We start from the raw sequence: 24,334 nt of genomic DNA on the forward strand, positions 1-24,334 counted from the left end.
GTCGGCCGAGCGGTCGGCGCGAGTCGCGCGTTCCCTGGCCCGGCCTCCTATGATTCGATCAGGAGAATGGGCGATGCTGACCACTAAAACGGGAGGTGCGACATGGCACGGCGCGAACTGACTTTTTCGTCGGTCGACGAGATGATCGCCGACGTCGAGACCTTGCTTGCCCGCGGATACCGGCGTGAAGGGAACTGGACGTTGGCTCAAGTGTGCGATCACTTGGCCATCTTTTTTCGGGGGCCGGTCGAAGGATACCCCTCGGGTAAGGCCCCGTGGTTCATGCGGCTTGTGGCACCGCTCATATTGAGACGCATTCTCAAAACAGGCAAGCTGGCCGAGGGCGTTCGCGTGCCGGAGAGCCTGCTGCCCGGCGATCCGCGGGACGACGCGGAAGCCGTGCAGAACCTGATCGACGCCGCCACACGCTATCGTGATCATCAGGGCGAGTTGCATCCGAACCCGTTTTTCGGCAAGCTCGACCGGGCGACCTCGGACCGGCTCCAACTGATCCACGCAGCCCATCATTTGAGTTTCCTCGTTCCCGAAGAACCTGAAGCGGCGTAGTCCGACGACCGATCCGGGAAGATTGCCGGCGTTTCTGCCGTGAATGCCGGTGGCCTTCCCCTGGAGATCTCCGAAAGGGGCGGAATCGGGAAGAAACAGAGGAACCAAGAAACGCAAAAACCCCGGTCTATCCGGGGTTTGCGAGGGCTTGTCGTCTGGCGTTTTGCCCTAGTGGGCGATGCGGGACTCGAACCTGCGACCCCCAGCTTGTCGAGCTGGTGCTCTAACCAACTGAGCTAATCGCCCAACCTTTATGAAATCGCCTTGCCGCCACGTGAGGGAACCCCTCAAACAGCGGCAATCGCGGTTGTGCCGCTTACCTTTGAATATCGGCTCGCCACAGTTTCGGCATCAAAATGAATCGAGAGATTCCCGAAACCTTGATGCCGAACCTAAGCTCTTCGGCCGCAAACAGTTACGAACGAATCCAATACTTTACGGCCGACGATGATGCTGTTTATTTTACCGCGGTTACCGTAGGCTTCAATCCCCCCGCAAACAGTGCAAAGCGGAAAATCACCGCCCGACAGGCCGTTCGATCGCCGGGAGGTATCAGATGTAGTTCCCGGTCGTTTGGGGGTTAGGGTAAAGCGATGTCCGACTTCGCGGCGCGGCCGCCCTTGATCGATTCGACGCGCACCGTGATGGGACCGTCGGCGTCGAGGAACCAACGCACGTAGACGGCTTCCATGCCGGGGATATTCGCGATCCGCATGGTGTCGGGATCGTAGCGCTGCTCCTCGGCGTTTCGGAAGGTCGGGTCGGACGTCCGCAGACCGGAGAAGACCCGCAGTCCGGGGCCCGACACCTTCACCAAATCGGGCGGTGTGATGTGGTGTTGCACGTCGACGGCGGCGTGCGTGGGCGTGACCCGTCGGTTCGCGACGGTGACGGTCACCTGATACAGGTCGTTGTCGAGTTTGACGACGTCGACGCAATCGATCTCGACCAGTGGCATCTGCTCGGCGTGGTACAGGGTGAACGCCATGTTTCGATGGCACTCTTCTTCGAGCAGGAAAGAGGGCGGTTGGCGTCCCCACGATTTGACCGGGCCGCCGACTTCGACCTTGCCGAATTGCGGATGATCCACTTCGTGCCAGGCGACGTATCCGGCCCGACCGAGCAGGAAACGATCGAATTCGGCCATCGTTTCTTCACGGCTTTTCGGACCGCCGCCGTCGTCGCCGGATCGGAAATAATTGTAGGCGGTGAACAACTCGTTGCTGAATGTGAAGATGCCGCGCATGTTGTGCAGCCAGTCGATTTCGCCGCCGTACACGCCGTACAGCTCGCGGCCGACCACGATATAGCGATAACCGGGCAGGATTTTCTCGCCCTTTTCGGCGATGACGTCGTACACCCGTCGATCGGCTGCGGGGAAAGTTTCCTCGGGAACGCCGGGCCCCCGAAGCAGCAAGCCGCCGAAGTTGTGGTACGACTGGGCACCGGCGATGTTCGGGTGCGCGGTGATGAAGTCGGCGGCCATGCGGTTTTCCAGGATCGAGAAGGGGTAACGATAGGCTCCGCGCTGGACGTACGACGGCTGCCAGTTCCAGCCCCAATCGCGGTTGGGATCGTAATAGCCGTCACCGTCTTCGTTGATGCGGCCGTCATCGTCATTGTCGAATCCTTCGGCGCCCAATAGTCGGTACACACCCGGTTCATCCGGTTCGGCCGGAATCATGATCTGCGGGTAATCGGGGTGCGGTTTGTACCGGCCGGCCGGATCGCGCACGCGCATCATCGTGATGTTCCCGTCGCCGTCGAGATCGTCGGGGCCGTCCTCGTCGACAAGACCGTCGTGGTCGTCGTCGACCGGTCGTTGACCGCTGCGAGGCGAATGCCGGTTGTTGGGTCGATACATGTGGGCGTCGCGGCTGTCGGGGCTGAGCATCGGCAAGATGTAGAACGCCGTGCGATCGAGCAGTTCGGTGGATTGCGGGACGCGGCCGTAGGTTTCCAGCAGATACCAGGCCGTGTATGCGGCTACCTCGGGGCCTTGCAACTCGTTCGCATGAATGCCGCCGTCGATCCAGAAGGCGGGTTTTTCGGCGTCGGAGCCGGTTGCCGTATTTGTAATCGTGAGCACCCACATCTCACGTCCGCCGTACGACTTGCCCAGGCTTTGTAGTTTTGCGAGCTTGGGGTGCGCCTTCGCGAGACGTTTCAGGATATCGGTGAGCTCTGCGTAGTCGTGGTACCGGTTCCAGCGGACGTCGACCTTCGGATTCGAAGGGGCCCCCATCACGGGATAGTCGCGATGATCGTCGGAGGTCGCTTTCGCGGCTTCGCCGGGAGCCGCCGAGGCGATCGCAACCGGCACCACCGAGCACAAGCACATTCCGGCAATCAGGATTCCGGTTTTGATTCGGCACATGGTATCGCTCGCTTGGTAACAGGCAGATTGTTTCGGGAAAACGGCTTCACTTCGCGCGTCACGGCGTCAGGTCGACGGCGGCTTGGGCCCTGCCGACACTCGGCGAGACGGCTTCGACCGTGACCTTCGTGCGGCCTGCGCCGGCGGCGGACGGCGTTCGAAGCAGCCATTCGAGTTTTTCGCGGCCGCCGCGGGCGGGAATGGGGGGCAGCAATTCACGGCGATGGCCTTGCACGAGCGAAACGTGTTCCGGCAGGTTCAGGACGACGCGAACCGGATACGGCCGACCGCTCGTTTCGCCCATTTCGCTCATCGTCGGCAGCTCGCCGGAATTGACGATTTCGACTGTTAGACGGAACAAGCCGCCCCCGAGCGATTCCGCCCGAGCGGAGGCAATTGTGATCCGCGGATACAACGCGACGATGCCTTCGATAAAGTCGATGTGTTGCCGCACGATCGGATCGAGTTCGTCGGCCGGCGGGGTCGTTGCGACAAAGGGAACGAAACCGCCGATCTCGACGCGGCGTCCCGGGAAGTCGGGGTGCCGATACGGCTTCCACGGCACGAACCCGGCCAACCGTTGAGACCGAAGCCAGGCGAACAGGTTTCGTTCGGCTTCGCCGCGAGAATCGGTTTCGCTGTTTTCTTGGTTGTCGCCATCATCGGCGTTTTGGGCGTCTTCCTGTGTTTCGGCTTCTGCTTCAGGCGTGGCTTCGTCGTCGCTTGTCTCGGACGCGTCGCCGTCCGATTCGGCGGCGGATTGCTCCGATTTTGCGTCGTCGGCTTGTGGAGGCCACCAGACGCGGGAACCGACCGCCCACACACCGTAATGGAAGTAAGCCCACGGTAGAAACGCGCCGTCCCATCCTTGCGAGTCGGGCGCGTTCTCGGGGGCGACGAGGTCTTCGTACACATCGACGATCCGGCGATACGGGGCTTCGTCGTCGGGAAGGAGCTTCGACTTGATCCGCTTGTCGTCCGATTCGGCCTTCCAAGGGTGCGCCAGATTTTCGGTCAACGACAAGGCAACCACGGCCGCGATGTTCGGGTGATCGAATGCGAAATCGACCAAGGCCCTGGTTTCCGGTTCCGAGACGGCGTTCGGCCCGGCGCCCGCGGCATAGTGCGGGTAGGCGAACGTGAAATTCTTATTCGGATTCGTGCCGCCGGGCGGATCTTCGTCGATCCGTTCGTCGCCGTCGTCGTCACGCCCTTCGGTGAGCAGCTTCCAACGTCCCGCCTCGCCTTTTTGGGGATCGGCTTCGACGAGTATGCGATTGTCGTCGGGATGAAGGATATATTCGCCCGTCGTATCGAGAACGCGCATCTGGGTGATGACGCCGTTCCCGTCGAGGTCGTTGGGGCCGTCTTCATCGATGCGGCCGTCGCCGTCGTCGTCGATCGGGCGGGCGTTTCGCGAGTTTTCGAAGTACGGCGCCGTGAAGCACGCTTCGGTCGCGTCGGGAGAAAGCCGCGGCACGATGTAAATGGTGTAGCGTTGCAACAACGCGCGAACCTTCTTGTCGGTTTCGGCCGCGGCCGCAAACGATTCGGCGATTCGCAAAGCGACCTCGGGTGCCGCGATCTGCGCCGGATCGACACCTCCCACGAGCAGCAACGCGGGCTTGTCGTCGGCCGAGACGCCGCCCAATGTGATCAGCCACACCTTGCGGTTGCCTTCGGTGGTCGCCAAGACCTCGACGGCGGCCCAGCGGGAATCGGCCAGCGCCTCGACGGCGGTATCGAACGCCTCGCCGTGCCGATAGCCTGCCAGCAAGCGTTCGACGCTGCGCCGGTACGGCGATGTTCCCGTCGGTTCGGCAGATGCGGCCGAGACTCCCCAGCACAGTGCAAGGCAGAGACACCATCCGACAGCGAGGTGCCGAACGCCCCCGGAACGCGGGCTTGTGTCCCATTTCGTCGGCCAACGACCTTTGCGGATTTGCCCGATCGGCATGATTGTTCGACTCCACAGAATCCTAAGAATCGGGGTAGTTGTTTTTTCTGTAATCAGATTTGCCATCTTACCATGTTGGATGCAGCGATGCCTTTGACAAGCGTAGCTTTTCAGGAATGGGTAGGCCCCTCTCCGGGCCGCCGCTTGGGCGAAAAGACCATTATTGTTTGTGTTGTGTGCAATAACAAATTTGCGTCTCGGGTTTGTCGTGTTCAGCGATCGCGTGGGGGGAGGCGCGGAAGGTAGGGGAGGTCGAGCCATTCGCCCCCACAAGTGGTGACCTATATTATTGCGACAAATAGGCCCATGCCGTTGGCAACGGTGGCGCAAGGGATTCTACAGGAAGGACAGGCACATGTTGGGACTGTTGGCCGAAGCGGCGACGCATCCCGCCGTCTCGCACGTGTATGCAGCGGCCGGTCAGGCGGCCGAAGCCGTCGGCGAGATGTACATCGACCCGGTTACCGATCTGAGCGACGTTTTCCGGCGGTTGGGGTTGGGCTTGTTGCTGGGCGGATTGGTGGGGCTTCAACGCGAGCATTCCGAGTCGGACATGCCGGGGTTGCGGACCTTTCCCCTGTTGACGTTGCTCGGTTCCGTGTCGGCCTTGCTGGCGTTGACATTCGGCGGCTGGGTACTGTTCGGCGGATTCGCGGGCCTGGCGTTCTTGTTGTTCTTTCCGAATTGGGTTCGTGTGCACCGCGAATCTCCCGATCCCGGTTTGACCACCAGCGTCGCCGTGTTGGTGATGTTCGGTGTCGGGGCGTTGGTGATGATCGCCCGCATCGAGATTGCCATCGCGATCGGGGCCGGCGTGGCCGTGTTGCTGCAATTCAAACCCGAGATGCATCGGTTTGCCGAGCGATTGGGCAATGAAGACATCAAGGCGATCATGCAGTTTGCCTTGATCAGCGGGATCATCTTGCCGATTTTGCCGAATCGCACGTTCGGCCCGTACGACGTGCTGAATCCGTTCAACATCTGGCTGATGGTCGTGTTGATCGTCGGCATGAGTCTGGCCGGGTACATCATCTACAAGTTTTGGGGTGCCGATGCGGGAATCTTGCTCGGCGGTGTCTTGGGCGGGGCGATCTCGAGCACGGCGACGACGGTCAGTTACGCGCAACGCACGAAAAGTACACCGCGGTTGGCCGAACCTGCGGCCGTCATCGTGATGGTGGCGTCGACGGTTCTGTTTGCCCGCGTATTCCTCGAAATTTCGCTGGTCAACGCCGAGATGCTGAAAAACGGATGGCTGCCGTTGACGCTGCTTGCAGCGATGACGTTGCTTCCGGCGTTGGTGATTTGGCGCCGCGTGCATCAGGAAGCCGAGCCGATGCCCGAGCAGAAGAACCCGACGCATCTTCGACCGGCGATCATCTTCGCGTTGGTATATGCCGTGATGCTGGTGTTGTTGGCGGCAGTCAAGGAGTTGATCGGTCCGGCGGGGTTGTACCCTGTTGCGGCCATTTCGGGGTTGACCGAGATGGACGCCATCACCCTTTCGGTCGCCCGCATGGCGCTGAAAGATGAAAACCTGCTTCATGAAGGGTGGCGATTGATTGCCGTCGCCGCGGTGAGCAACATGGTGTCGAAGGCGTTTTTGGCGGGCGTGTTGGGGTCGCGCGAGTTTCAGCGGAAGCTGATCGTGCTGTTCGCCATTCCGGGGATCGGGGGGTTGGCCTTGGCGTTCTTGTGGCCGTAGTCCGGCGCGGTGGGCGATTGCGAAACAGCCGGGTGTCGACTACGATGCATCGAAGAGCGGCGGCGAGATTGTCGTTTGTCGACAATCGCCCGATAGAGCTTTTCGACGAACTCGGTCGCATACTCGGTTTTTCTGCATGGCACGCTCCCGACCCAGCGAGCAACTTCTTATCCGCGAGATTCGTTCCGGCAATCGGCAGGCTTGGGACGATTTGATTCGGCAGTACGAAGGACGTCTGTCGGCCTTCGTCATGAACCGGGTGCGCAACCGCCACGAAGCCGAGGACATCGTGCAAGATACGTTCATCGGTTTTCTGACCAGCTTGCCCAACTACGACGGGCGAAGGCCGCTGGAGAGTTACCTGTTCAAGATCGCCTCGAACAAACTGACAGACTATCTTCGGCGTCGCGGCCGGCGCCCCATGTTGTCGCTGGAGTCCCAGTTCAGCGAGAGCCAGGGCTGGGAAGTGAGCGGTTCGGCGCGAGCTGCCAGCGCTTTGTATCGCAGCCGAGAACGTCGCGAGTTGGAAGAGGATGCGTTGGCCGACGTGCTCAGCCAGGTAATCGATCATTGGCGTAACCGAGGCGATTGGCAGAAAATCAAGGCGGTCGAATTGCTGTTCGTGCGTGGTTGGGCCAATAAGGAAGCGGCCGAGTTCCTCGGCGTCGGAGAACAGGCGATCGCCAACTGGAAATTCGATTTTGCGGCGAAACTCAAAGCGGCCGTCAAAGCGAAGAACCTTCCGGCCGATGTGTTTCCCGAGCTGAGCCGGACCTAGCCTCCTTGTCCGACCACTCGGCGAGTATCCCAACAACGGACGAGCGAATCATGCGGCACTCGTTTCGGCAACACGATCTCGAAGGGTATCTCGACGAGGCCCTGCCCGCCGATGAAATGGCGCGCATCGAAGAGGCCCTGCGTAACGATCCGCAATTGCGCGAACAACTGGCCGAGATCAATGCGCGACGCGATGCCGGTGTCCATTCGCTGGGGGAAATCTGGCGACGTCACCGAATCAGTTGTCCCCAGCGCACGCAGTTGGGGGCCTACTTGTTGGGAACCTTGGACGAAGCGGTCGCCGATTACATTCGCTTCCACATCGAGGTGGTCGGCTGCCGGTACTGCGAGGCGAATCTGCGCGATCTGAAGGAACAAGCCGAGGCGGACGAGGCGGCCGCATCGCGACGGCGCAAATTCTTTCAATCGAGCGTCGGTTACCTGCCGGATGGGAAAAACGCGTGAAGGTGAGTGCCCGTCGCGGCGGTGCGGCGCAGCGAACGTACGAAATCTTTCGACTTGTGATCGACCGGCGAGTCGCCGACTATTTCCCGTCGTCCGAAGGCGGGATGCACGGCAATTTGACTTCGACGAACGTGCCTCGGTTCGGTGCGGTGTGCAGATGGAATTCGCCGCCGAGTAGTTCCGTACGTTGCTTCAAGAGCATCAGATCGACGCCGGCTTCCAGCCCCATCTGGGCGTCGAATCCGCAGCCTCCATCTTGGACCGAGAGGACGACCCACGGCTCTTGATGTTTCAATTCGAGCCGTACCCACGGGCTGCGACTGTGTTCGCACGCATTGTTCAACAACACCTTGGCTCCGCGGTAGAGGACGTTTTCAAGCAGCGATGCCAAGGGAGGAATGTCGTCTGCGATGGCGAGTTGTAGATCGGGGAGCGGGGCGGGCGAGGCCAGGCTTGCTTCGTAGTCGCGCCGGTAGTTCTGCTCAAATTCCCGCAACGCGGGAATCAGGCCGAAACGGTCGAGTACAGGGGTTTGTAACGTATCGGCGAACCGGCGGCACAAGTTGATGGCCTCGTTGATCGTTTTTCGGCAGGTGCCTACCTGTTCGACGGTTTTGGGACTATCGTCGTGGCCTTCGAGCGTCAATTGCAGGCCCTCGAGCGTCATGCAGGCGGTGGTGAGCAATTGGGCCATTTGATTGTGGACGACGTCGGCGAACAGGCGGCGTTCGGCCTCGTCGGCTTCGAGGGCCCGCTTTAGTAATTCCCGGTGCTTGCGGAGCAACTCTTGCATGTGAATTTGGTCGGTGATGTCGCTGACGATCCCCATCACCGCGGCGTCGCCCGATTCCGGTAGCGGCACGAGTCGGTTTTCCCACCAGCAACCGAATATGTCACGATCGACGAATCGTTGCGGCTTGCCCGTTTCGACGGCCCGGCGAAAGTGTTCTTCGAACAACTCGCAATCATCGGGATGAACCCACGTCGTGCAACGCTTCCCGATCACATCGTCCATCGTCAGCTCGTCGACGGTGATCTTGTTGACGTACAGCAGGCGTGCATCGGCGTCGGCAAGGAAAAACAGGTCGGGTGCATTGTCGAGAAGCTTGTTCCAGCGGATCTCCATTTCGCCCAGCTTCCCGGCGACGTCCTTTTCCGTCGTGATGTCCTCGACCATTGCGAAGCCGAGCCCGCGCTTGTCGCTGTAGCGTTCGAGGATCAACACGTGGAGGCGGCCCCACAACATTCGGCCGTCCTTGTGCCGGTAGCGTTTTTCGAAGACGATACTGTCTTTTTCACCGGTGACCAACGTCGTGAATTCTTTGATTTCGCGGACGACGTCATCCGGATGAGAGAACTCGGCGATCTGGCGTCCTTCCAATTCTTCGGGCGTGTAGCCGAGCCACTCGGCGAACGTCCGGTTGACACGGACGAAGCGTCCGTCGAAATCGGCCAAGACCAAACCGATGGCGGCTCGCTCGAAGATCGTCTGGAACAGCGATTCACGATTATGAAAGAAACGGGATTCGACGTGAATCATACCGCGGCCGTTTCCATCGTCCGGCGACGTGGGAACGTCGTCCTCCGAGACGGCCGTTTTGGGCGAAAGATTCCCGGGGGCTTCGTCGCTTTCGGACCGGCTTTTCGGGGAAATCTCTGCGGCGAGCTGTTGCGGCGCACTGCCGGTTCGGAAAGAGGGCGCGGATACGCTCTCGTTCAAATGTTTTTCGATGGCCGTCAGCCGTGCGGACACCAAACGACAATTGAGCGGTTCGATCAAGAAGTCGTAGGCACCGCGGTCGAGCCATTCGTGGGCGACTTCCCAACCTTGCGGTGGGCAAACGACCAATACCGGCGGAATCTTGTCGGGCCACAGCGATTCGAATTCAGAGAAAAGCGCGTCGGCCGTCGCGCCCAGACGAAAGACATCCAAAAGGATGAGTTGTGGGGCGCACGCTACCCACAAGCGCCGCGCCCTGGAGTCTTGATACTCGGCGAAGAGAACGGAATGATCTGGGCACTCGCTCAGCGGCGTGTAGTATTCGGGTTCCGAGGTGAACGCAAGAATCCGCACGCACTACTTCCACTGTGGGGGTCTCGCCGTCGTCCCGGACGAGCGTGACCGGTTTTGGGGGCGGTGGTGCCATCCTGATCGATCTGCCCCACGGCTGGCTGGCCATCACGTATTGGACGTGCAGCTCCCATCGACGCGTATGGTTGAATTGCCCCAACACCGAGGCGTGCAATTGCAACTGTTTCTATTATGAAATGTGCCCGGGAAGTCACAAGCATGTCTTGCAAAAAACGTGCCAAAACAGTAATTATGGGCGGTGATTGTTCCCCTTCGACGGGGTGGGGATCGGAAGGGGGATCGCACGAAGCGAGTCGGTGCAGCGACTTTCGCCTGATCGCGTAAGGCCGTAGGATATACTTTTTGCCCCCCGGAATGGCGACGTGCGCGGCAATTTCAGAACGCTTGGGTAGCTCGGCAAACCACGAGGATCGGCGGCTCAATGCGATTGGTCATGATCGGTACGGGACCGTTCGGCGTCCCCACATTTCGGTCGCTCTACGAGACGTATCACACGATCGTGGCCTTGGTGACGTCTCCGATTGTTCCCGACCGCAAAGGGCGAAAGATCCCGCCGAGCGAGCTACGCGAAATCGCCTTGGAACATCAGACTCCCATCTATGAACCGGAGGACATCAATTCCCCGGAGTCCCAAGCGTTGTTGAGATCGTTCGAGGCCGACTTGCTGGTCGTCTGCGATTACGGGCAAATCCTTTCGGGAATAACGCTTGCCACGGCCCGATTGGGAGGGATCAATCTGCACGCGTCGCTGTTGCCCAAGTATCGCGGCGCCGCGCCGATCAACTGGGCGATCTATCACGGCGAGACGGAAACCGGCGTGAGCGTCATCCATATGACTCCCAAAGTCGATGCCGGGCCGATCATCGCCCAAGGCAGGGTGAGCATCGACCCTGACGAAACGGCCGAGGAGTTGGAACGACGATTGGCCGAGATTGGGGCGTGGTTCGTTCGGCGATCGATCGATTCGCTCGAAGCCGGATTGCTCGAAGCGCTCCCGCAAGATCCCTCACTGGCTTCGAAGGCGCCGCGGCTGAAGAAGTCCGACGGCTTGATTCGCTGGGAACGTCCGGCGGAAGCGATCCGCAATCATATTCGCGCGATGGTTCCGTGGCCGCGAACCTTTACCTATTGGCACCAATCGGGAAAACCGCCTGTGCGACTGATCGTCGGTAAGTCGGTCGTCGATGTGTTGCGGGAAGACGAAAAGCCGGCGCCGCCGGGCACGGTACTGTCGGCGGGAAAAGAAGGGATTCGCGTGATGACCGGCGAAGGTGTCTTGCGAATTCTCGAAGTGCAACCGGCCGGGCGTCGGATGATGCGGGCAGAGGAATTCATCCGCGGTTATCGAATCGAGGCGGGGCACCGGTTGGGGCCTGAAGCCGAAGTGTCGGCCGCTACGTGAGGTTACTTGCCGGTCGTCTGTACGCCGATTTGTACGTGCCGCTACGCGGTATGTCCTGCTGGGGCCGTCGACTTTCGGTAAAATAGGCTGAGAACGCGGGCAGTTCGAGCAAGGAGGTGGCCGTGGCCGGGTTCGATACGTGGGATTACGTCATTCTGATCGTTACCGGCTTTCTGGCGACGATGATCCTCGTCCGGCTGATGTTGCGCCGTCGAGACGAATTGGTGCAGGACGTGAAGGAAAAGATCACCGCCGCCATGTGGCAGCAAATGGGTGAAAAATCCCGACGCGAAAAGGAAAAGGCCGATCGCGCCGCTCGCGAAAAAGAACAACAAAAGGCCGGAACGGGTACCGAGTGACCCACGGCTCCTCAGACGGCACGGGAGAATGGCGTATCGAACGGCCCGCATGCAAATTCGACCACAACGCATCGGTTGACGGTTGCGAGACTCCATGACCAAACATTTTTACATCGAAACGCTTGGTTGCCAGATGAACGTCCTCGACAGCGAGCTGGCTGCGGCCGGATTGCTGGAACTGGGGTATCGGCCGACCGAGGATCGTCGCAAGGCGGATTTGATCATTTTCAACACTTGCAGCGTGCGACAACATGCCGAAGACAAGGTTTACAGCGCCTTGGGACGGTTGAAGCATCTCAAGACGCAAAAGCCCGGGAAGATGATCGCCGTGCTCGGATGCATGGCGCAAAAGGATCGCGAACTCGTCTTCCGTCGCGCGCCGCACGTGGACATCGTGTTGGGACCGGGGCAATTGGCGCAATTGCCTGACATCGTGCGTCGGATCGAGGCCGGCGAGGGGCCGATTTGCGAGGTCAGCATGGACCGCAAGCAGGGGGCCCGCCGCGAGATTGCGGCCAGCTTCCAGCCGTTCGATCCGATGCGTCGAAGCGAAGTGCGCCGCCAGCGGCATCAGGCGATGTTGCGGATCATGTTCGGCTGCGACAAGTTTTGCACGTATTGCATCGTGCCCAGTGTGCGCGGTCCTGAGCAAAGCCGTCCTCCCGCCGAGATCGTCGCCGAGGCGCGGCAACTCGCCGAGCAAGGCGTCGTCGAAATCACGTTGGTGGGACAAACCGTCAACAGCTATCGATACAAAGACAGCGATCGAACGCATCGCTTGTCGGACTTGCTGTACGCCATTCACGACATCGACGGGCTCCAGCGGTTGCGGTTCGTGACGAACTATCCGCTGCACATGACGCAGGATTTGCTCGAGGCGGTGCGCGATCTGCCGAAGGTGTGTCCCTATTTGCACGTGCCCGCGCAGAGCGGCTCGAACCGCATTTTGGATCGCATGAAGCGCCGGTACACGGTCGAAGAGTATCGCGACATGCTTGCCCGCATCCGCGAGACCGTTCCCGAGGCCGCGGTGACCAGCGATTTCATCGTGGGATTTTGCGGCGAGACGGACGACGATTTCGAAGCGACGGTGACCTTGGTTCGCGAGGCACGATTCAAGAACAGCTTCATTTTCAAGTACAGTCCCCGGGAGGGAACGAAGGCGTTCGATCTGTATCCCGACGACGTTCCCGAAGCGGTCAAGCGAGCGCGGAACAACCATCTGTTGGCGGTCCAAAACGAAATCAGCTTGGAGGAGAATCGTCGCTTCGTCGGGCGGACCGTCGAGATCCTCGTCGAAGGGGCCAGCAAGGCGTCGCGAAAGTCGGGAGATCCGCAAGAGGGGCAATTGAGCGGACGGACGATGTGCGATCGCATCGTCGTGTTCGACGGCGACCCGTCTTTGATCGGCCGAATCGTTCCGGTTACGATTACCGACGCGACGGCCGTCACGCTCTTCGGGACGACGGCCTCGGCACACGCCGAAACGTCGTACGACACGGGCAGTGCTGCGCGGCGCTGAAATAGCGACCGAAGCTATCGACCGGACGATCAGGCGCGTATTTCCATGGAAATCGAACAGGTTCGTTTGATATTGTCGGACGTTGCGGCGGCCGCACCGTTGCTTTTGTCATGGGGCCTGATGGATGCACGCCGTGCGCACGCGTGTCTGCTCGATATCGCCAAGCAGGGCGTATCACTGGATTTGATGGCGGTCATCTGCCGTCAGTTGCGGGATTACCTTCCGCGTTGCGCCGATCCGGATATGGCACTGACGAACCTGAGTCGCTTCTTCGCTCGGGTCCGCAGTCCGTTGGGAATGGCCGCGCTTTTCGAACGCGACGCTTCGGCCCTGCCGATTTTGCTCCAGATCTTCGCTACCAGTCAGTACCTCAGCGACCTGATCGTGCGGGACCCCGACAGCTACGACTTGCTGCGGATGACCGGCGGCAAACCGGCCCCGCGGCAGGCGTTGGTCGACGAGCTGACCGCCGAGGTTCGCACGGCCAGGCATGAAGAAGCCGTCTACCAGACGCTGCGCCGGTTCAAGCAGCGGGAGATGTTGCGAATCGCGTACGGCGACATCGTCGAGTCGCAACCCATCCGAGTCGTCACGCAGCAGATTTCGTACGTCGCCGATGCGCTGATCGAAGCGGCTTACCAGGCGGCCCGGGCGAAGCTTGTGGAGAAACGCGGAATACCACACGATCGCGAGGGGAACCCGGCGCGATTTTTCGTCATCGCCATGGGAAAGTTGGGGGGGCTGGAACTCAACTATTCCAGCGATATCGACTTGATCTTGGTGTACGACGGCGAAGGGCAGACCGACGGCCGACGCCCCATTTCGAACGCCGAATTCTACACGCTCCTCGCCCGCGAAATGATCGCCCTCCTCTCGAAACAAACCGATCTGGGCGCGCCGTATCGCGTCGACATGCGATTGCGCCCCGAGGGTAGCCGCGGACCGTTGGTGGCTTCCAAGGACGCGGCGTTGCGGTATTACGACTTCCGCGGCCGAACCTGGGAACGTCAGGCGTTCATCAAGGCACGCGTGGTCGCCGGTGATTTGGAAGCCGGTAACGCCTTCTTACGCAGCCTGGAAGAGTGGATTTACCGAAAGTACCTCAGCCGCGACGATATTTCGGGAATTCGCGCATTGCGCCGTTGGATCGATAAACGCGCTCGCGAAAAGGGGGCCGAAGTCCGCGACGTCAAAGGCGGGTGGGGCGGCATCCGCGACGTTGAGTTCGTCGTGCAATTCCTTCAATTGTTGCACGGCGGCCATCTGCCTGAAATTCGTACCGGCAATACGCTCGAGGCGATTCGGCGTTTGGAGCAAACCGGCTGTCTCCAGCACGAGGAAAGCTTTCGCCTGGCCCAAAGTTACGAATTTTTGCGCCGTGTCGAGCACCGTTTGCAAATCATGTTCGATTTGCAGACGCACTTGGTGCCGGCCGATCGGGCCGAAGTTCGCAAGCTGGCACTGCGGATGGGCTACTTGGACCAGCCCGACAGAGCGGTGGAAACGCAATTCGAGATCGACTACGGGCGGCATACGACCAACAATCGCACGGTGATGGAGCACGTGCTGCACTCGGCCTTCGAAGACGAGGGGGAGACGGCCGAAGAAATCGACTTGGTGCTTCATCCGGAGCCCGATCCCGAATGGATCGAACGCGTTCTTTCGCGGCACGGGTTTCGAAAGCCGAGCGAGGCCTACAAGAACCTGGTGGCATTGGGCGAGGAACGCATTCCGTTTTTGTCGACGCGGCGGTGCCGGCAGTTCTTGGCGACGATTGCGCCGCGACTGTTGGCCGCGATTGCGGAAACGCCCGACCCCGACGCCACCTTGGTGAACCTCGGCATGGTCAGCGATTCGTTGGGCGGAAAAGGCCTGTTGTGGGAGTTGTTCAGTACGAACCCGGCGACGCTCGAGTTGTACGTCGAGTTGTGCGCCTACAGCCCGTTCTTGTCGAACCTGTTGACGAGCAATCCGGGCATGATCGACAGCTTGATGGACAGCCTCGTGCTGAACAAGCTGCCCAGCCGCGACTTCTTGGATCGCACGTTGGCCGAGTTGTGTCATGGGGCGGAAGAAATCGAAGGCATTTTGCACGCCTTCAAGAACGATCAAATGCTGCGGATCGGTGTGCGGGACTTGCTGCGGAAGGAGACGATCCGCGACGTGACCGACGCTCTTTCGGCGGTGGCCGAGACCTGTCTGCGAGAGATCGCCGCCAGAGAATATCGCACGCTGGCCTTGAAGCTGGGGCAGCCGGTCGCCAAGTCGGGCAAGCGGCAGGGAAAACCGGCTGAAATGGCCATTCTAGGAATGGGCAAACTCGGCGGTGCCGAGCTGAACTACCACAGCGACTTGGATATCGTCTTCATATACGACGAAGAGGGCGAGACCGTGCCCGTCTTGGAAGGCGGCTACGGCCGCAGCCAAGCCGGGACGACAAACCAGCATTTCTTCTCGGAATTGGGCCAGCGCATCATCCGCACCATCAGTCGTTTGGGACCGCAAGGACGACTGTACGAGGTCGATGCCCGTCTGCGACCGACCGGCAAGAGCGGCCCGCTGGCGGTGTCGTTGTCCGAGTTCGCCCGCTACTATCGCGAGGGCGATGCGTGGCTTTGGGAACGCCAAGCCCTTTGCCGGGCGCGGGTGGTCGTCGGTTCGCCGCGGCTGACGAAACAGGTGAACGCCGTCGTCGGCAAGTCGGCGTTCGATCATGCGTGGAGTCCGCGCTTTGCCGATGAAATCAACAAGATGCGCCGTCGCATGGAAGAGACCTCTGCCGGCATCGATTTGAAGCGCGGGCCCGGCGGCCTGGTCGACATCGAGTTTCTGGTGCAAATGCTTCAGCTTCGGCACGGCAGGCGAAACGCGGCGATTCGCCATCCGAATACGCTCGAAGGGCTGCACCGACTTCACAAGGCGGGCTACCTGAACGACGACGATTTTCGCCTTTGCGAAGAAGGGTATTGCTTTCTGCGGACACTGGAGGGTGCGCTCCGGCTGACCAGTGCGACTGCCCGCGATCGTCTGCCCGACGACGAAATCGAAATGGCCCGGCTCGTGCATCTGATGCGAGCGCCGAGTCGTGAGGCCTTGTTGGAGCGATACGAAACCGTCTCGCGATCGATTCGCGATTGCTTCGATCGGTACACGGCCGATCTTGCCGCGGGGAAGTAGTCCGAATCCACGACGCGTCGCGTGATCGGCAACCGGAGCACACGGACGAGGCACATTCGTGCGGACGCCGGGGCTGCCGGCGGTTCTCGTTCGCATCAATCGTTCTTGCCGTGCCGGTGTGCGGCAGTCGGACTTCTTATCTGTCTTGCCCAACACATTGTTGTTGGGGCTGTGAAATTTTTCCCAAAAAACGCTTGACGTGTCGCGTCGGATTGTATACTGTACTAGGTGGCTAGTACAGGAGTATGCTCGATGCTCTTTCATATCGATCCGCAGGACGAGTTGCCCATCTACGATCAGATCGTGCGCCAGCTCAAGTTTGCCGTGGCCGCCGAGATCCTTCGCCCCGGCGAGCTGATCCCGTCGGTACGCGAAACCGCGAAGCAGGTGGCCGTCAACCCGAACACGGTGGCGAGAGCCTATCGGTGCCTCCAGGACGAGGGGGTTCTCGTTTCGGTTCGGGGAACCGGGTTGGCGGTTGCCGACGACGCCGTCGAAAAGTGTCGTGCCGATCGAATCGTGTTACTCCGTCAGCGGCTGCGCGGCGTCTTTCAAGAGGCGGGCCGTAGTGGTCTCGAGCCGCACGTCTTGAAGCAACTCGTCGACGACGAGCTTGCCAGAGTGACCGCGACAAACGCAACGCTTCAAGGCGAAACCCCGGCGAACAGCGACGCAACCGGTTCGGTAAATTCCTCGACAGGAGATACGTGATGCAACAGGTCGTTCGTGTCGAGAACGTGACCAAGCGGTTCGGGGCGGTGACTGCTTTGGAGGGAGTCTCGTTCGACGTGCCGCCGGGGATCGTCTTCGGATTGCTCGGCGAAAACGGGGCGGGGAAGACGACCTTGATCCGGATCCTCTTGGGCATGATCGAGGCGGATGAAGGGCGGACCTCCGTCTTGGGCCTCGACAGTCGCCGCGATGCGAAGGCCGTCCGCCGCAGGGTCGGCTACGTGCCCGAGCAGGTCGCCTTGTACGACTGGATGACCGTCGAAGAGATCGGTTGGTTCACCGCTCCGTTTTACACGGCGGGATTCGAATCCGAATACCGACGATTGATTACGGCGTTTCGACTGGACCCGAAGGCCAAGATCGGCGCGTTGTCGAAGGGGATGCGGGCGAAGACGGCGCTCTCGCTGGCGTTGGCGGCCGACCCCGAGTTGTTGATCCTCGATGAACCGACTTCGGGCTTGGACGCGATCGTCCGGCGGGAATTCTTGGAGAGCATGGTCGACCGCGCTGCGGCCGGTAAGACGGTATTCCTGTCGAGCCATCAAATCCACGAGATGGAGCGCGTGGCCGACGTGATCGCGATCCTCAAGCAAGGCAAGCTGTTGTTGGTCGAACCACTCGACCGCCTGAAGCGCGAGATTCACCGCGTCGTCCTCACGTTGGAAAACGACGCCGTTCCTACCGGTTCGCACGAGGTGGAGATCCTTTCCCGTTGCGGCCGGGGGAGGGTGCGCGAATGGATCGTACGGTCGCCCGACCCGGCACGCGTCGAGCAACTTGCCCGCTTGTCGGGGGTTGTCGATGTCGAAATACACACACCGTCGCTGGAAGAAATCTTCGTTGCGTACATGCAGCAGGAAGAGGCTCCGAATACACCCCGTTCCCCGTCGTCCGCCGACGATCGGGACAAGGTAGCCGGTTGACCGGGCGGACGAGTCGCCGGGAAGCCGCATGAAAACGCATGTCGTGGAGACGAGAACCGATGAACCGTCCGATGATGCGACTGGCGTGGAAAGAGTACCGCCAGCTTCGGCTGGTGTGGGGCGTGCTGTTGATCCTCGGCGCTTTGTTGACCGGAATCGGCGCCGTGGGAAGCGGCGTCGCCTGGGGACAGGACGCCGCGTTGATCGTCGCCGGGTTGTTCGCACTAGCCGGCGGTGCGCTGGTCGCAGCGGGCGAACGCGAGGCGGGGACCCACGTGTTTCTCGATATGCTGCCGATCTCGCCCCTGCGGGTGTTGATTGCCAAAGTGTGCATCATCGTCGTCGGCTGCGTGACGCTGGCGTTCGCGTTACTCGGTTTCGCCTCGTTCGTGCCGTGGCTGGTTGTTCGTTTGTTTGAAAACGTTGCGGCAATTCCCGCTGCCAAGCCGCTGGGGACCGCCTTTGCCGCCTGGGGGCCGTGGGCGTTTTCCGTCTTCGCCTGGACCCTGTTGGTATCGACGTATCGAAAACGCGTGGCCGAAACCGCGTTGATCGGCGGTGCATGTGCGGCGGTGAGCGACTACTACCTGAGTAGTTTGTTCGCGCCGTATCCGGCCGTCGATTTGTTCTATTCGGTTGAAAACATGGCCGAGCGGTGGTGGCTCCGATTGGTCGTAGCGCTGGTCGTGGCTGCCGCGGCTGTGTATCGCATCGTCGCGGTACCTTCGATTTGGACGGTCGAGCCTTCGACCCGGTCGAAAAAACAGCCGTGCCACGGCGTCGGAAGATCGTGGTGGGGTGTCGACCAAATAATGGCATTGCCGATGAGGTTCTTGCCTCGGTCGCTGTTTCCGCTCGGTTCGCCCGAACGTGCGCTCGTGTGGCAGCAATGCCGCTTGTCGTGGCGGACCTATCTTGCCGCCTTGACCGTTCCGATCGTGTTGGCCGGGTTGTCGGTTTGGGCGGGAATACATCACGATCCGAACCTCGTCGTCCGTTCGAACCTGCCTCTTGTGATCTTCTATGCCTTGGCGACGGCCACAATGTTGGGGGTGGATGTTTTTCGTCACGACAATGCAGGTGATTCCGCCCGATTCTTGAGGGAACGTGGTGTAGAGGGACGAACCGTTTTCTGGTCACGCTTGTTGCCGAACGCGACCGTGTTGACGGGAGTCGTCCTTCTCTCGCTGGGTGTCTTGATCCTGTTCGGCGACGCTCTCTTGCCTCGGCCGGATGCACGAATCGGCATGACTGTTTTGGGGTTATCGGTTGTTTCGGCGGTGATTCCGTTTGTGGCCGGCATGCTGTTCGCCCAGTGGTTGCGAAGCCCCTTGTTGGCGGTGACTGCCGGTGTGCTTGCCGGTGTGATCATGACATCTTTTGCCTGGGTGATCTGGGAAGCCGCGGCAGCCCGGCAAGAGTCGGCCCTTTGGTTATATGCGTATCCGGTGATCGTCGCCGCAGCGATGATGCTGGAGGCCTGGATGTACGCCGATGCCTGGCTCGAACGGCGTCGCCTGGGACGCTTTTGGCGATGGGCGGCAAGTCCGACGTTATGGGCTCTGTTGCTTGTTCCCATCGCCGGAATTCAATACGAGATCACCAAGTGGCCGCCCTGTTCTCTGAACGGGAGTCGTCGGCAGCGGCCCTCGGATGTCGATTGGAACGCCGTCTGGGCCGATGAGTTGTACCGGAGCGAATCGTCCGCCGATACCGAGGAAGCCTTCGAGACGTATTTGGCCTACGTCGAGACGGTGCGGGCGATCGTTCCCCGCGAAACGTTCGTACGGCAATTGACTGAAGAGGGCATCCGTCGGCCGGAACAAACCCCCGGAAACGACGATGCTCCCGAATACCGGCGACAGGCCGAGGCCTACCAGAAGGAATTGGATCGGCGTTGGCTGGCCGGTAACCGTGAAGTCGTTGAACGGCTTGCTGCATTGGCGAACAGGCCGTACATGGATATCTTGCCGCTGGTGGCCGAATGGGTTTCCCGAGGCACAATCGAGCCGACCGTGGGCAATCGCACGTTGCGTCTGCCCGATCTTTCCGACGAAGCGGCCGTGGCCGTGTTTCGCGCTCGTATCACGTGGAACGACTACGATAGTCGCCGTCTCGTGAAGTTGGTGTGTTTGGACGCCGATCGGTTGATCGAGCGGGGTGAACTGGACGAGGCATGGGAGAGGATTCTAGCAGCTAAGAAGACGGCGGAACGGATCCGAACAACGTGTCCACGAAGCGTGTACCCCGGGGGCGGCGAAATGGTCCCGGTTGCCGCCACGGTCGATCATTGGATCAGTGCCGAAGGGCAGACGCCGAGTCGGCTGCGCAAGGCCCTTGCGACATGGACGATATCTGCCGTTCCCTACCGGAAGATGGCGGCGTACAGGGCGTTCATTGCGGCAAACATGCGCTATCGACGCGACGCGGCAAAATGCGTGTTCGGCGCCGCCGATGTATCGAAACCGCTCGACGTCGTTCTCCGCCTCACTCGCGTTCGCGAATGGGAAGACCGGATCGTCGGCCGTCTCGCCGAACGCGATTTGGCGATGGCCGAGTACTTGGAAAATTGGGAGCGCGGTCGGCGCGGCGTACCGCCTTCGGAGGTGATGCAGCTTTCGCGATGGGAAGATCGCATTCGGTTTTCAACGGTTATCTACGGTGATGATTTTTGGTCGTGGCCGCTCGAAAAAGACCAATGGTTTTCGTACGTCACGGAACGGATGACGTCGCTCAAACTGGCGTTGGCCGTCTATTTCGCCGAGTACGGTACGTGGCCTTCGCGGCTACAAGATCTGCAAGGCGACATCCTCGAAGAATTTCCACCACCGGTGTATCCGTATACCGAATACCACTATTATCCGCACGGCCTTCCCCCCGTTCCAGGAAAGGCGGTGCCGGAATCACAAAAGGATGTTCCCTGTCTTAGCTTGGGACAGCCGTGGGTATTCGCCGAGGGGCGGTTCTACGCGTTGGGTACCGACGGTCGTTGGAGCGAAGCGACGTCAATGCGCATCGAACAAGCCGTGTTCGCCGTAAGACCCGGTTGCGCCGCGCAAGCCGAACCGTCGGCCAAAGAATCGTCCGATCGTTCAGCTCCCGAGGAATAGTTCCGCGGCGGAACTCGGCCCGGCGTCGTCTCGTCACCTTTCGAGGAAACGGCCCCCGGCCGCGGTGCGGTGGGGCTTGGGGAGAAGAGGATTTCGCCGTAAACTTGAGAAAAGTTCGTGCGCATTTGCGGCTTGCCCGTGCGCACGGCGCGTTCCGATTCACGGGGACCGGCGCTTGCCGTGTCCCGTTTTTCGTTTGTCCCCCCGGTCGGTCCGGCGATCGTACGCGATCATGCGGACCACGTCTTGTCGAGGAGTCGTTGCCATGGGTGCCGAGCTGTTGGTCACTCCCATCCACGAACGTCATCGTGCATTGGAGGCGAGGATGACCGACTTCGGCGGCTGGGACATGCCGCTACAGTACTCCGGAATCATCAACGAGCATTTGGCCGTGCGGAAAGCGGCCGGGGTGTTCGATGTGTCGCACATGGGGCGGATTCGAATCGGCGGCCCCGATCGCATACCGTTCCTGCAACGGGTGTTGACGAACGATGCCGCATCGTTGCCGGCAGGTAAAGCACACTACACCCTGTTGCCCACTTTCGAGGGCAGCACGATCGACGACGCCTTCTTGTATCACTTGCCCGACGATGAATACCTGTTGGTTGTGAACGCGGCGAACCGCGAGGCCGACTTGTCCTATTTGGAATCGCATCGAGGCTCGTTCGATGTGACGATCGACGATTGGACGGCTCGTTGGGCGATGGTCGCGTTGCAGGGGCCGATGAGCGACGAGATCTACAGCCGGGTCGTCGGCGCCGCGTCGTTGCCGCCGTCGCAGCGCAACGCGATTACCGCCGGAATCTTCGAAGGCTGCACAGTCTTCGCCGCCCGGACCGGGTACACGGGCGAACCGATCGCGTTGGAGATCATCGTCCCTGCCGAAAAAGCGGCGGCTTTTTGGGATGCCTTGTTGGAAGCGGGGAAGCCGAAAGGGCTCGTGCCGGTCGGACTGGGTGCGCGCGACACCTTGCGGCTCGAAGCCGGATTGCCTCTGTTCGGACACGAAGGCGGCATCGATCCCGACGGCAACCCGTATCCGGCTTACGCCGTGCCCGCCACGGGAATTGCCGTGAAGTTTTCGCCGGAAAGAGGCACATTCCTCGGTCAGGATGCCTTTCGTAAGCAGGCCGATGCCGTCCGCGCGTTGCGCGAAGGAAGACCGTTCGACCGCGGCGTGTTGCCGCGGCGGATTCGACCGGTGGCGATTCGCGATCGCGGGATTGCCCGGGCAGGCGACCGCGTATTCTGCGGTGAGGCGCAAGTCGGTACCGTGACCAGCGGTACGATGGTGCCGTACTGGGTTTTCGAGGGCGAAGGCGACGACGCCGTTCCCGGCAACGAGCAATCGCGTCGTGCGATTGCGTTGGCCTATCTCGACATCGAATTGCAAACGGGCGCGGAATTGACCGTCGAGGTGCGCGGCAAGCAGTTGAATGCCGTGATCGTGTCGGCGTTCGGCGATTCGCGACGACCGCCTTATTTCCGGCCGATCTTGCTCGATTGACGATTCAAGCCGGAAGATGCGTCAAACGAGAAAGTCGTTTCTCCCGGATCGGCGAAGCTGCGCCGGGGCGTACGAAACCGATGGCGGCCGGCCTTCTGAAACGCCACAATAAGTCTTGAATAGTCTTTGCGAATCGCAAGGGGGGCTTCTTGTTGCGCTGGAAGCCGCGTTCATGAGGGCGATCGCGAGAGGCAATCGGAACGCTGAAGTCTGCTCAATGGGATTACCGAGGTGCAAGATGGTGTGGTGCGCGAAGCCGGGGCACGTGGGCGAGCATAGGATGTCGGGGATGCCGGTTCTGGTCGCGGTGATGCTTTTGCTTTTCGCGACGGGATGCCCCAAGCCGCAAACGCAAGAAGCCGCCGACGAGACGCAGGAGAACGAATCTCCCGCCGTCGTCGAGGATGCACCGTCGCACGAAGCCGATTGGCTGGAAGCGATCCGCGCCGGAGACGTGACCCCGGAATCGCCCGGCGATGTACCACCGGCGTTCATCGAGGCCGTGCTGGCCGTCGACCGGCAACACGGCAAAATCGAGATCGACGAAGCGGGCAACGTGACCGCCGTCGATCTAGCCGCCGAGCGGGGCTCCGGAACCGATGCCGAGTTGAAGTTGTTGCCGGGATTTCCGCATTTGAGAAAAGTGAGAGTGTACGGTGTGGGGGTGACCTCCGAAGGTGTTGCCGCGCTGGCCGCGTGCAAGGAACTGGTCGAGATCGACTTGCAGAGCACGATGGTCGACAACCGCGGAATCGAAGCCTTGACGAACCTGCCGAAGTTGGAAGCGTTGGGCTTGCGCCGCTCGGCCCAATTGACCGACGAGGTGATTCCGATACTCTTGCGGTTTCCGGCGTTGTCGCGGCTGGCGTTGCTGGAGAACGACTTCTCGGCCGAGGCGTTGGCACGCTTGGGTGAAATGAAGCGGCTGCGCGTTCTCGATTTGCGGCAATGTGCAAACGCTCCCGCCGCTTTGTCGAGCATTGCCGCCTTGCCGGAACTGGTGGCGTTGAAATTGGGAGGTTACGCAGTCGATGACAGTTGTCTTGCGCCTTTGGCCGATTGCGAGAATCTGCGCGACGTGACCATCGACGAGGCTTCGATCACCCAAGCGGGGTTGGAGCATCTTCGAAAGCGAAATCTCACGTCGCTGACGCTCTCGAAATGTTATTCGCTGAACGATACGGCCCTCGAAATTCTCGAAGCGTGGCCGGAATTGCGACAGTTGACGTTGCGCGACATTCCGATCTCGGGGAGTTGCCTGGCCAAGTTGGCGAACGCCCGAAACCTGGCCGTCTTACGGCTTAGTCAAACGATGGTCGGCGACGAAGCAATGGAGGCTGTCGGACGACTGACTTCGCTTGAGCATCTCGAGCTTGCCCAAACGATGGTCGGTGACGCGGGAGTGGAAAAATTGCAAGGTCTCGAGAAGCTCACCTATTTGGACCTTTCGGGGACGCAGCTTACCCGAAACGGCCTGACGGCGCTTTGTGCGCTAAAATCACTTCGTTACTTGCATCTCAACGATCTATCGGATATCACAGATGACAGTATTCTACAGAGGGAGTGCTGGCCCCATTTAGAGGGGTTGAGCGTCGGGCCGTCTATCGGAACCTACTGATCGGCGCATGATGTCCCCGCGAGAAATTGGGGGTGGTACTTCCC

General features: G+C 60.6%; 16 protein-coding genes and 1 tRNA gene. 13 read left to right on the top strand and 4 right to left on the bottom strand.

The window, feature by feature from the left end; genetic code table 11:
* The first annotated feature begins 102 nt into the window (after positions 1 to 102).
* A complete protein-coding gene (locus tag ACYQ2I_RS05130) occupies positions 103 to 567 on the top strand; it encodes a DUF1569 domain-containing protein (RefSeq protein WP_460165924.1) in 465 nt (154 codons plus the stop codon).
* 172 nt (positions 568 to 739) lie between these two features.
* On the opposite strand, the gene ACYQ2I_RS05135 is transcribed toward ACYQ2I_RS05130, so the two are convergent.
* From ACYQ2I_RS05135 to ACYQ2I_RS05145, 3 genes are all read right to left on the bottom strand, one after another.
* Positions 740 to 813, bottom strand: a tRNA-Val gene (locus ACYQ2I_RS05135).
* Between the two features lie 334 nt (positions 814 to 1,147).
* Entirely contained in the window at positions 1,148 to 2,944 is a 1,797-nt protein-coding gene (locus tag ACYQ2I_RS05140) for a M14 family zinc carboxypeptidase (RefSeq protein WP_460165925.1), read from the bottom strand.
* Between the two features lie 58 nt (positions 2,945 to 3,002).
* Positions 3,003 to 4,901: a M14 family metallopeptidase gene (locus ACYQ2I_RS05145; RefSeq protein ID WP_460165926.1), complete on the bottom strand. Its 1,899-nt coding sequence runs from the start codon at positions 4,899 to 4,901 to the stop codon at positions 3,003 to 3,005.
* Between the two features lie 355 nt (positions 4,902 to 5,256).
* Here ACYQ2I_RS05145 and ACYQ2I_RS05150 point away from each other — a divergent pair, with 355 nt between their 5' ends.
* The 3 genes from ACYQ2I_RS05150 (at position 5,257) to ACYQ2I_RS05160 (ending at position 7,848) form a co-directional block, all read left to right on the top strand.
* Positions 5,257 to 6,606, top strand: coding sequence for an MgtC/SapB family protein (locus ACYQ2I_RS05150; protein WP_460165927.1), 1,350 nt, complete (start codon positions 5,257 to 5,259; stop codon positions 6,604 to 6,606).
* 136 nt (positions 6,607 to 6,742) lie between these two features.
* Positions 6,743 to 7,384, top strand: coding sequence for an RNA polymerase sigma factor (locus tag ACYQ2I_RS05155; protein ID WP_460165928.1), 642 nt, complete (start codon positions 6,743 to 6,745; stop codon positions 7,382 to 7,384).
* Between the two features lie 50 nt (positions 7,385 to 7,434).
* A complete protein-coding gene (locus ACYQ2I_RS05160) occupies positions 7,435 to 7,848 on the top strand; it encodes a hypothetical protein (protein ID WP_460165929.1) in 414 nt (137 codons plus the stop codon).
* A 79-nt stretch (positions 7,849 to 7,927) separates the two neighbouring features.
* On the opposite strand, the gene ACYQ2I_RS05165 is transcribed toward ACYQ2I_RS05160, so the two are convergent.
* Positions 7,928 to 9,922 carry a PAS domain-containing sensor histidine kinase gene (locus ACYQ2I_RS05165; RefSeq protein ID WP_460165930.1) on the bottom strand — a complete coding sequence of 665 codons (1,995 nt, stop codon included), beginning with the start codon at positions 9,920 to 9,922 and terminating at the stop codon, positions 7,928 to 7,930.
* A 439-nt stretch (positions 9,923 to 10,361) separates the two neighbouring features.
* Here ACYQ2I_RS05165 and fmt point away from each other — a divergent pair, with 439 nt between their 5' ends.
* The 9 genes from fmt (at position 10,362) to ACYQ2I_RS05210 (ending at position 24,290) form a co-directional block, all read left to right on the top strand.
* On the top strand, positions 10,362 to 11,342 hold the full coding sequence (fmt, locus tag ACYQ2I_RS05170) for a methionyl-tRNA formyltransferase (protein WP_460165931.1): 981 nt from the start codon (positions 10,362 to 10,364) through the stop codon (positions 11,340 to 11,342).
* Positions 11,343 to 11,464: 122 nt separating this feature from the next.
* Positions 11,465 to 11,701: a hypothetical protein gene (locus tag ACYQ2I_RS05175; protein WP_460165932.1), complete on the top strand. Its 237-nt coding sequence runs from the start codon at positions 11,465 to 11,467 to the stop codon at positions 11,699 to 11,701.
* A gap of 94 nt (positions 11,702 to 11,795) precedes the next feature.
* Positions 11,796 to 13,223, top strand: coding sequence for a tRNA (N6-isopentenyl adenosine(37)-C2)-methylthiotransferase MiaB (gene miaB, locus ACYQ2I_RS05180; RefSeq protein ID WP_460165933.1), 1,428 nt, complete (start codon positions 11,796 to 11,798; stop codon positions 13,221 to 13,223).
* Between the two features lie 45 nt (positions 13,224 to 13,268).
* A complete protein-coding gene (gene glnE / locus ACYQ2I_RS05185) occupies positions 13,269 to 16,400 on the top strand; it encodes a bifunctional [glutamate--ammonia ligase]-adenylyl-L-tyrosine phosphorylase/[glutamate--ammonia-ligase] adenylyltransferase (RefSeq protein ID WP_460165934.1) in 3,132 nt (1,043 codons plus the stop codon).
* A gap of 252 nt (positions 16,401 to 16,652) precedes the next feature.
* On the top strand, positions 16,653 to 17,111 hold the full coding sequence (locus ACYQ2I_RS05190) for a GntR family transcriptional regulator (RefSeq protein ID WP_460165935.1): 459 nt from the start codon (positions 16,653 to 16,655) through the stop codon (positions 17,109 to 17,111).
* Positions 17,111 to 18,055 carry an ABC transporter ATP-binding protein gene (locus tag ACYQ2I_RS05195; protein ID WP_460165936.1) on the top strand — a complete coding sequence of 315 codons (945 nt, stop codon included), beginning with the start codon at positions 17,111 to 17,113 and terminating at the stop codon, positions 18,053 to 18,055. The genes ACYQ2I_RS05190 and ACYQ2I_RS05195 overlap by 1 nt, the downstream gene beginning before the upstream one ends.
* 59 nt (positions 18,056 to 18,114) lie before the next feature.
* Positions 18,115 to 21,165, top strand: a complete 3,051-nt coding sequence (locus tag ACYQ2I_RS05200) for a hypothetical protein (RefSeq protein WP_460165937.1) — start codon at positions 18,115 to 18,117, stop codon at positions 21,163 to 21,165.
* A gap of 265 nt (positions 21,166 to 21,430) precedes the next feature.
* Entirely contained in the window at positions 21,431 to 22,672 is a 1,242-nt protein-coding gene (gene gcvT, locus ACYQ2I_RS05205) for a glycine cleavage system aminomethyltransferase GcvT (protein WP_460165938.1), read from the top strand.
* A gap of 289 nt (positions 22,673 to 22,961) precedes the next feature.
* The gene (locus ACYQ2I_RS05210; RefSeq protein ID WP_460165939.1) at positions 22,962 to 24,290 is read left to right on the top strand and encodes a leucine-rich repeat domain-containing protein; all 1,329 of its coding nucleotides are present in this window, start codon (positions 22,962 to 22,964) and stop codon (positions 24,288 to 24,290) included.
* Positions 24,291 to 24,334: the final 44 nt, after the last annotated feature.

This window comes from Thermostilla marina (assembly GCF_054657455.1).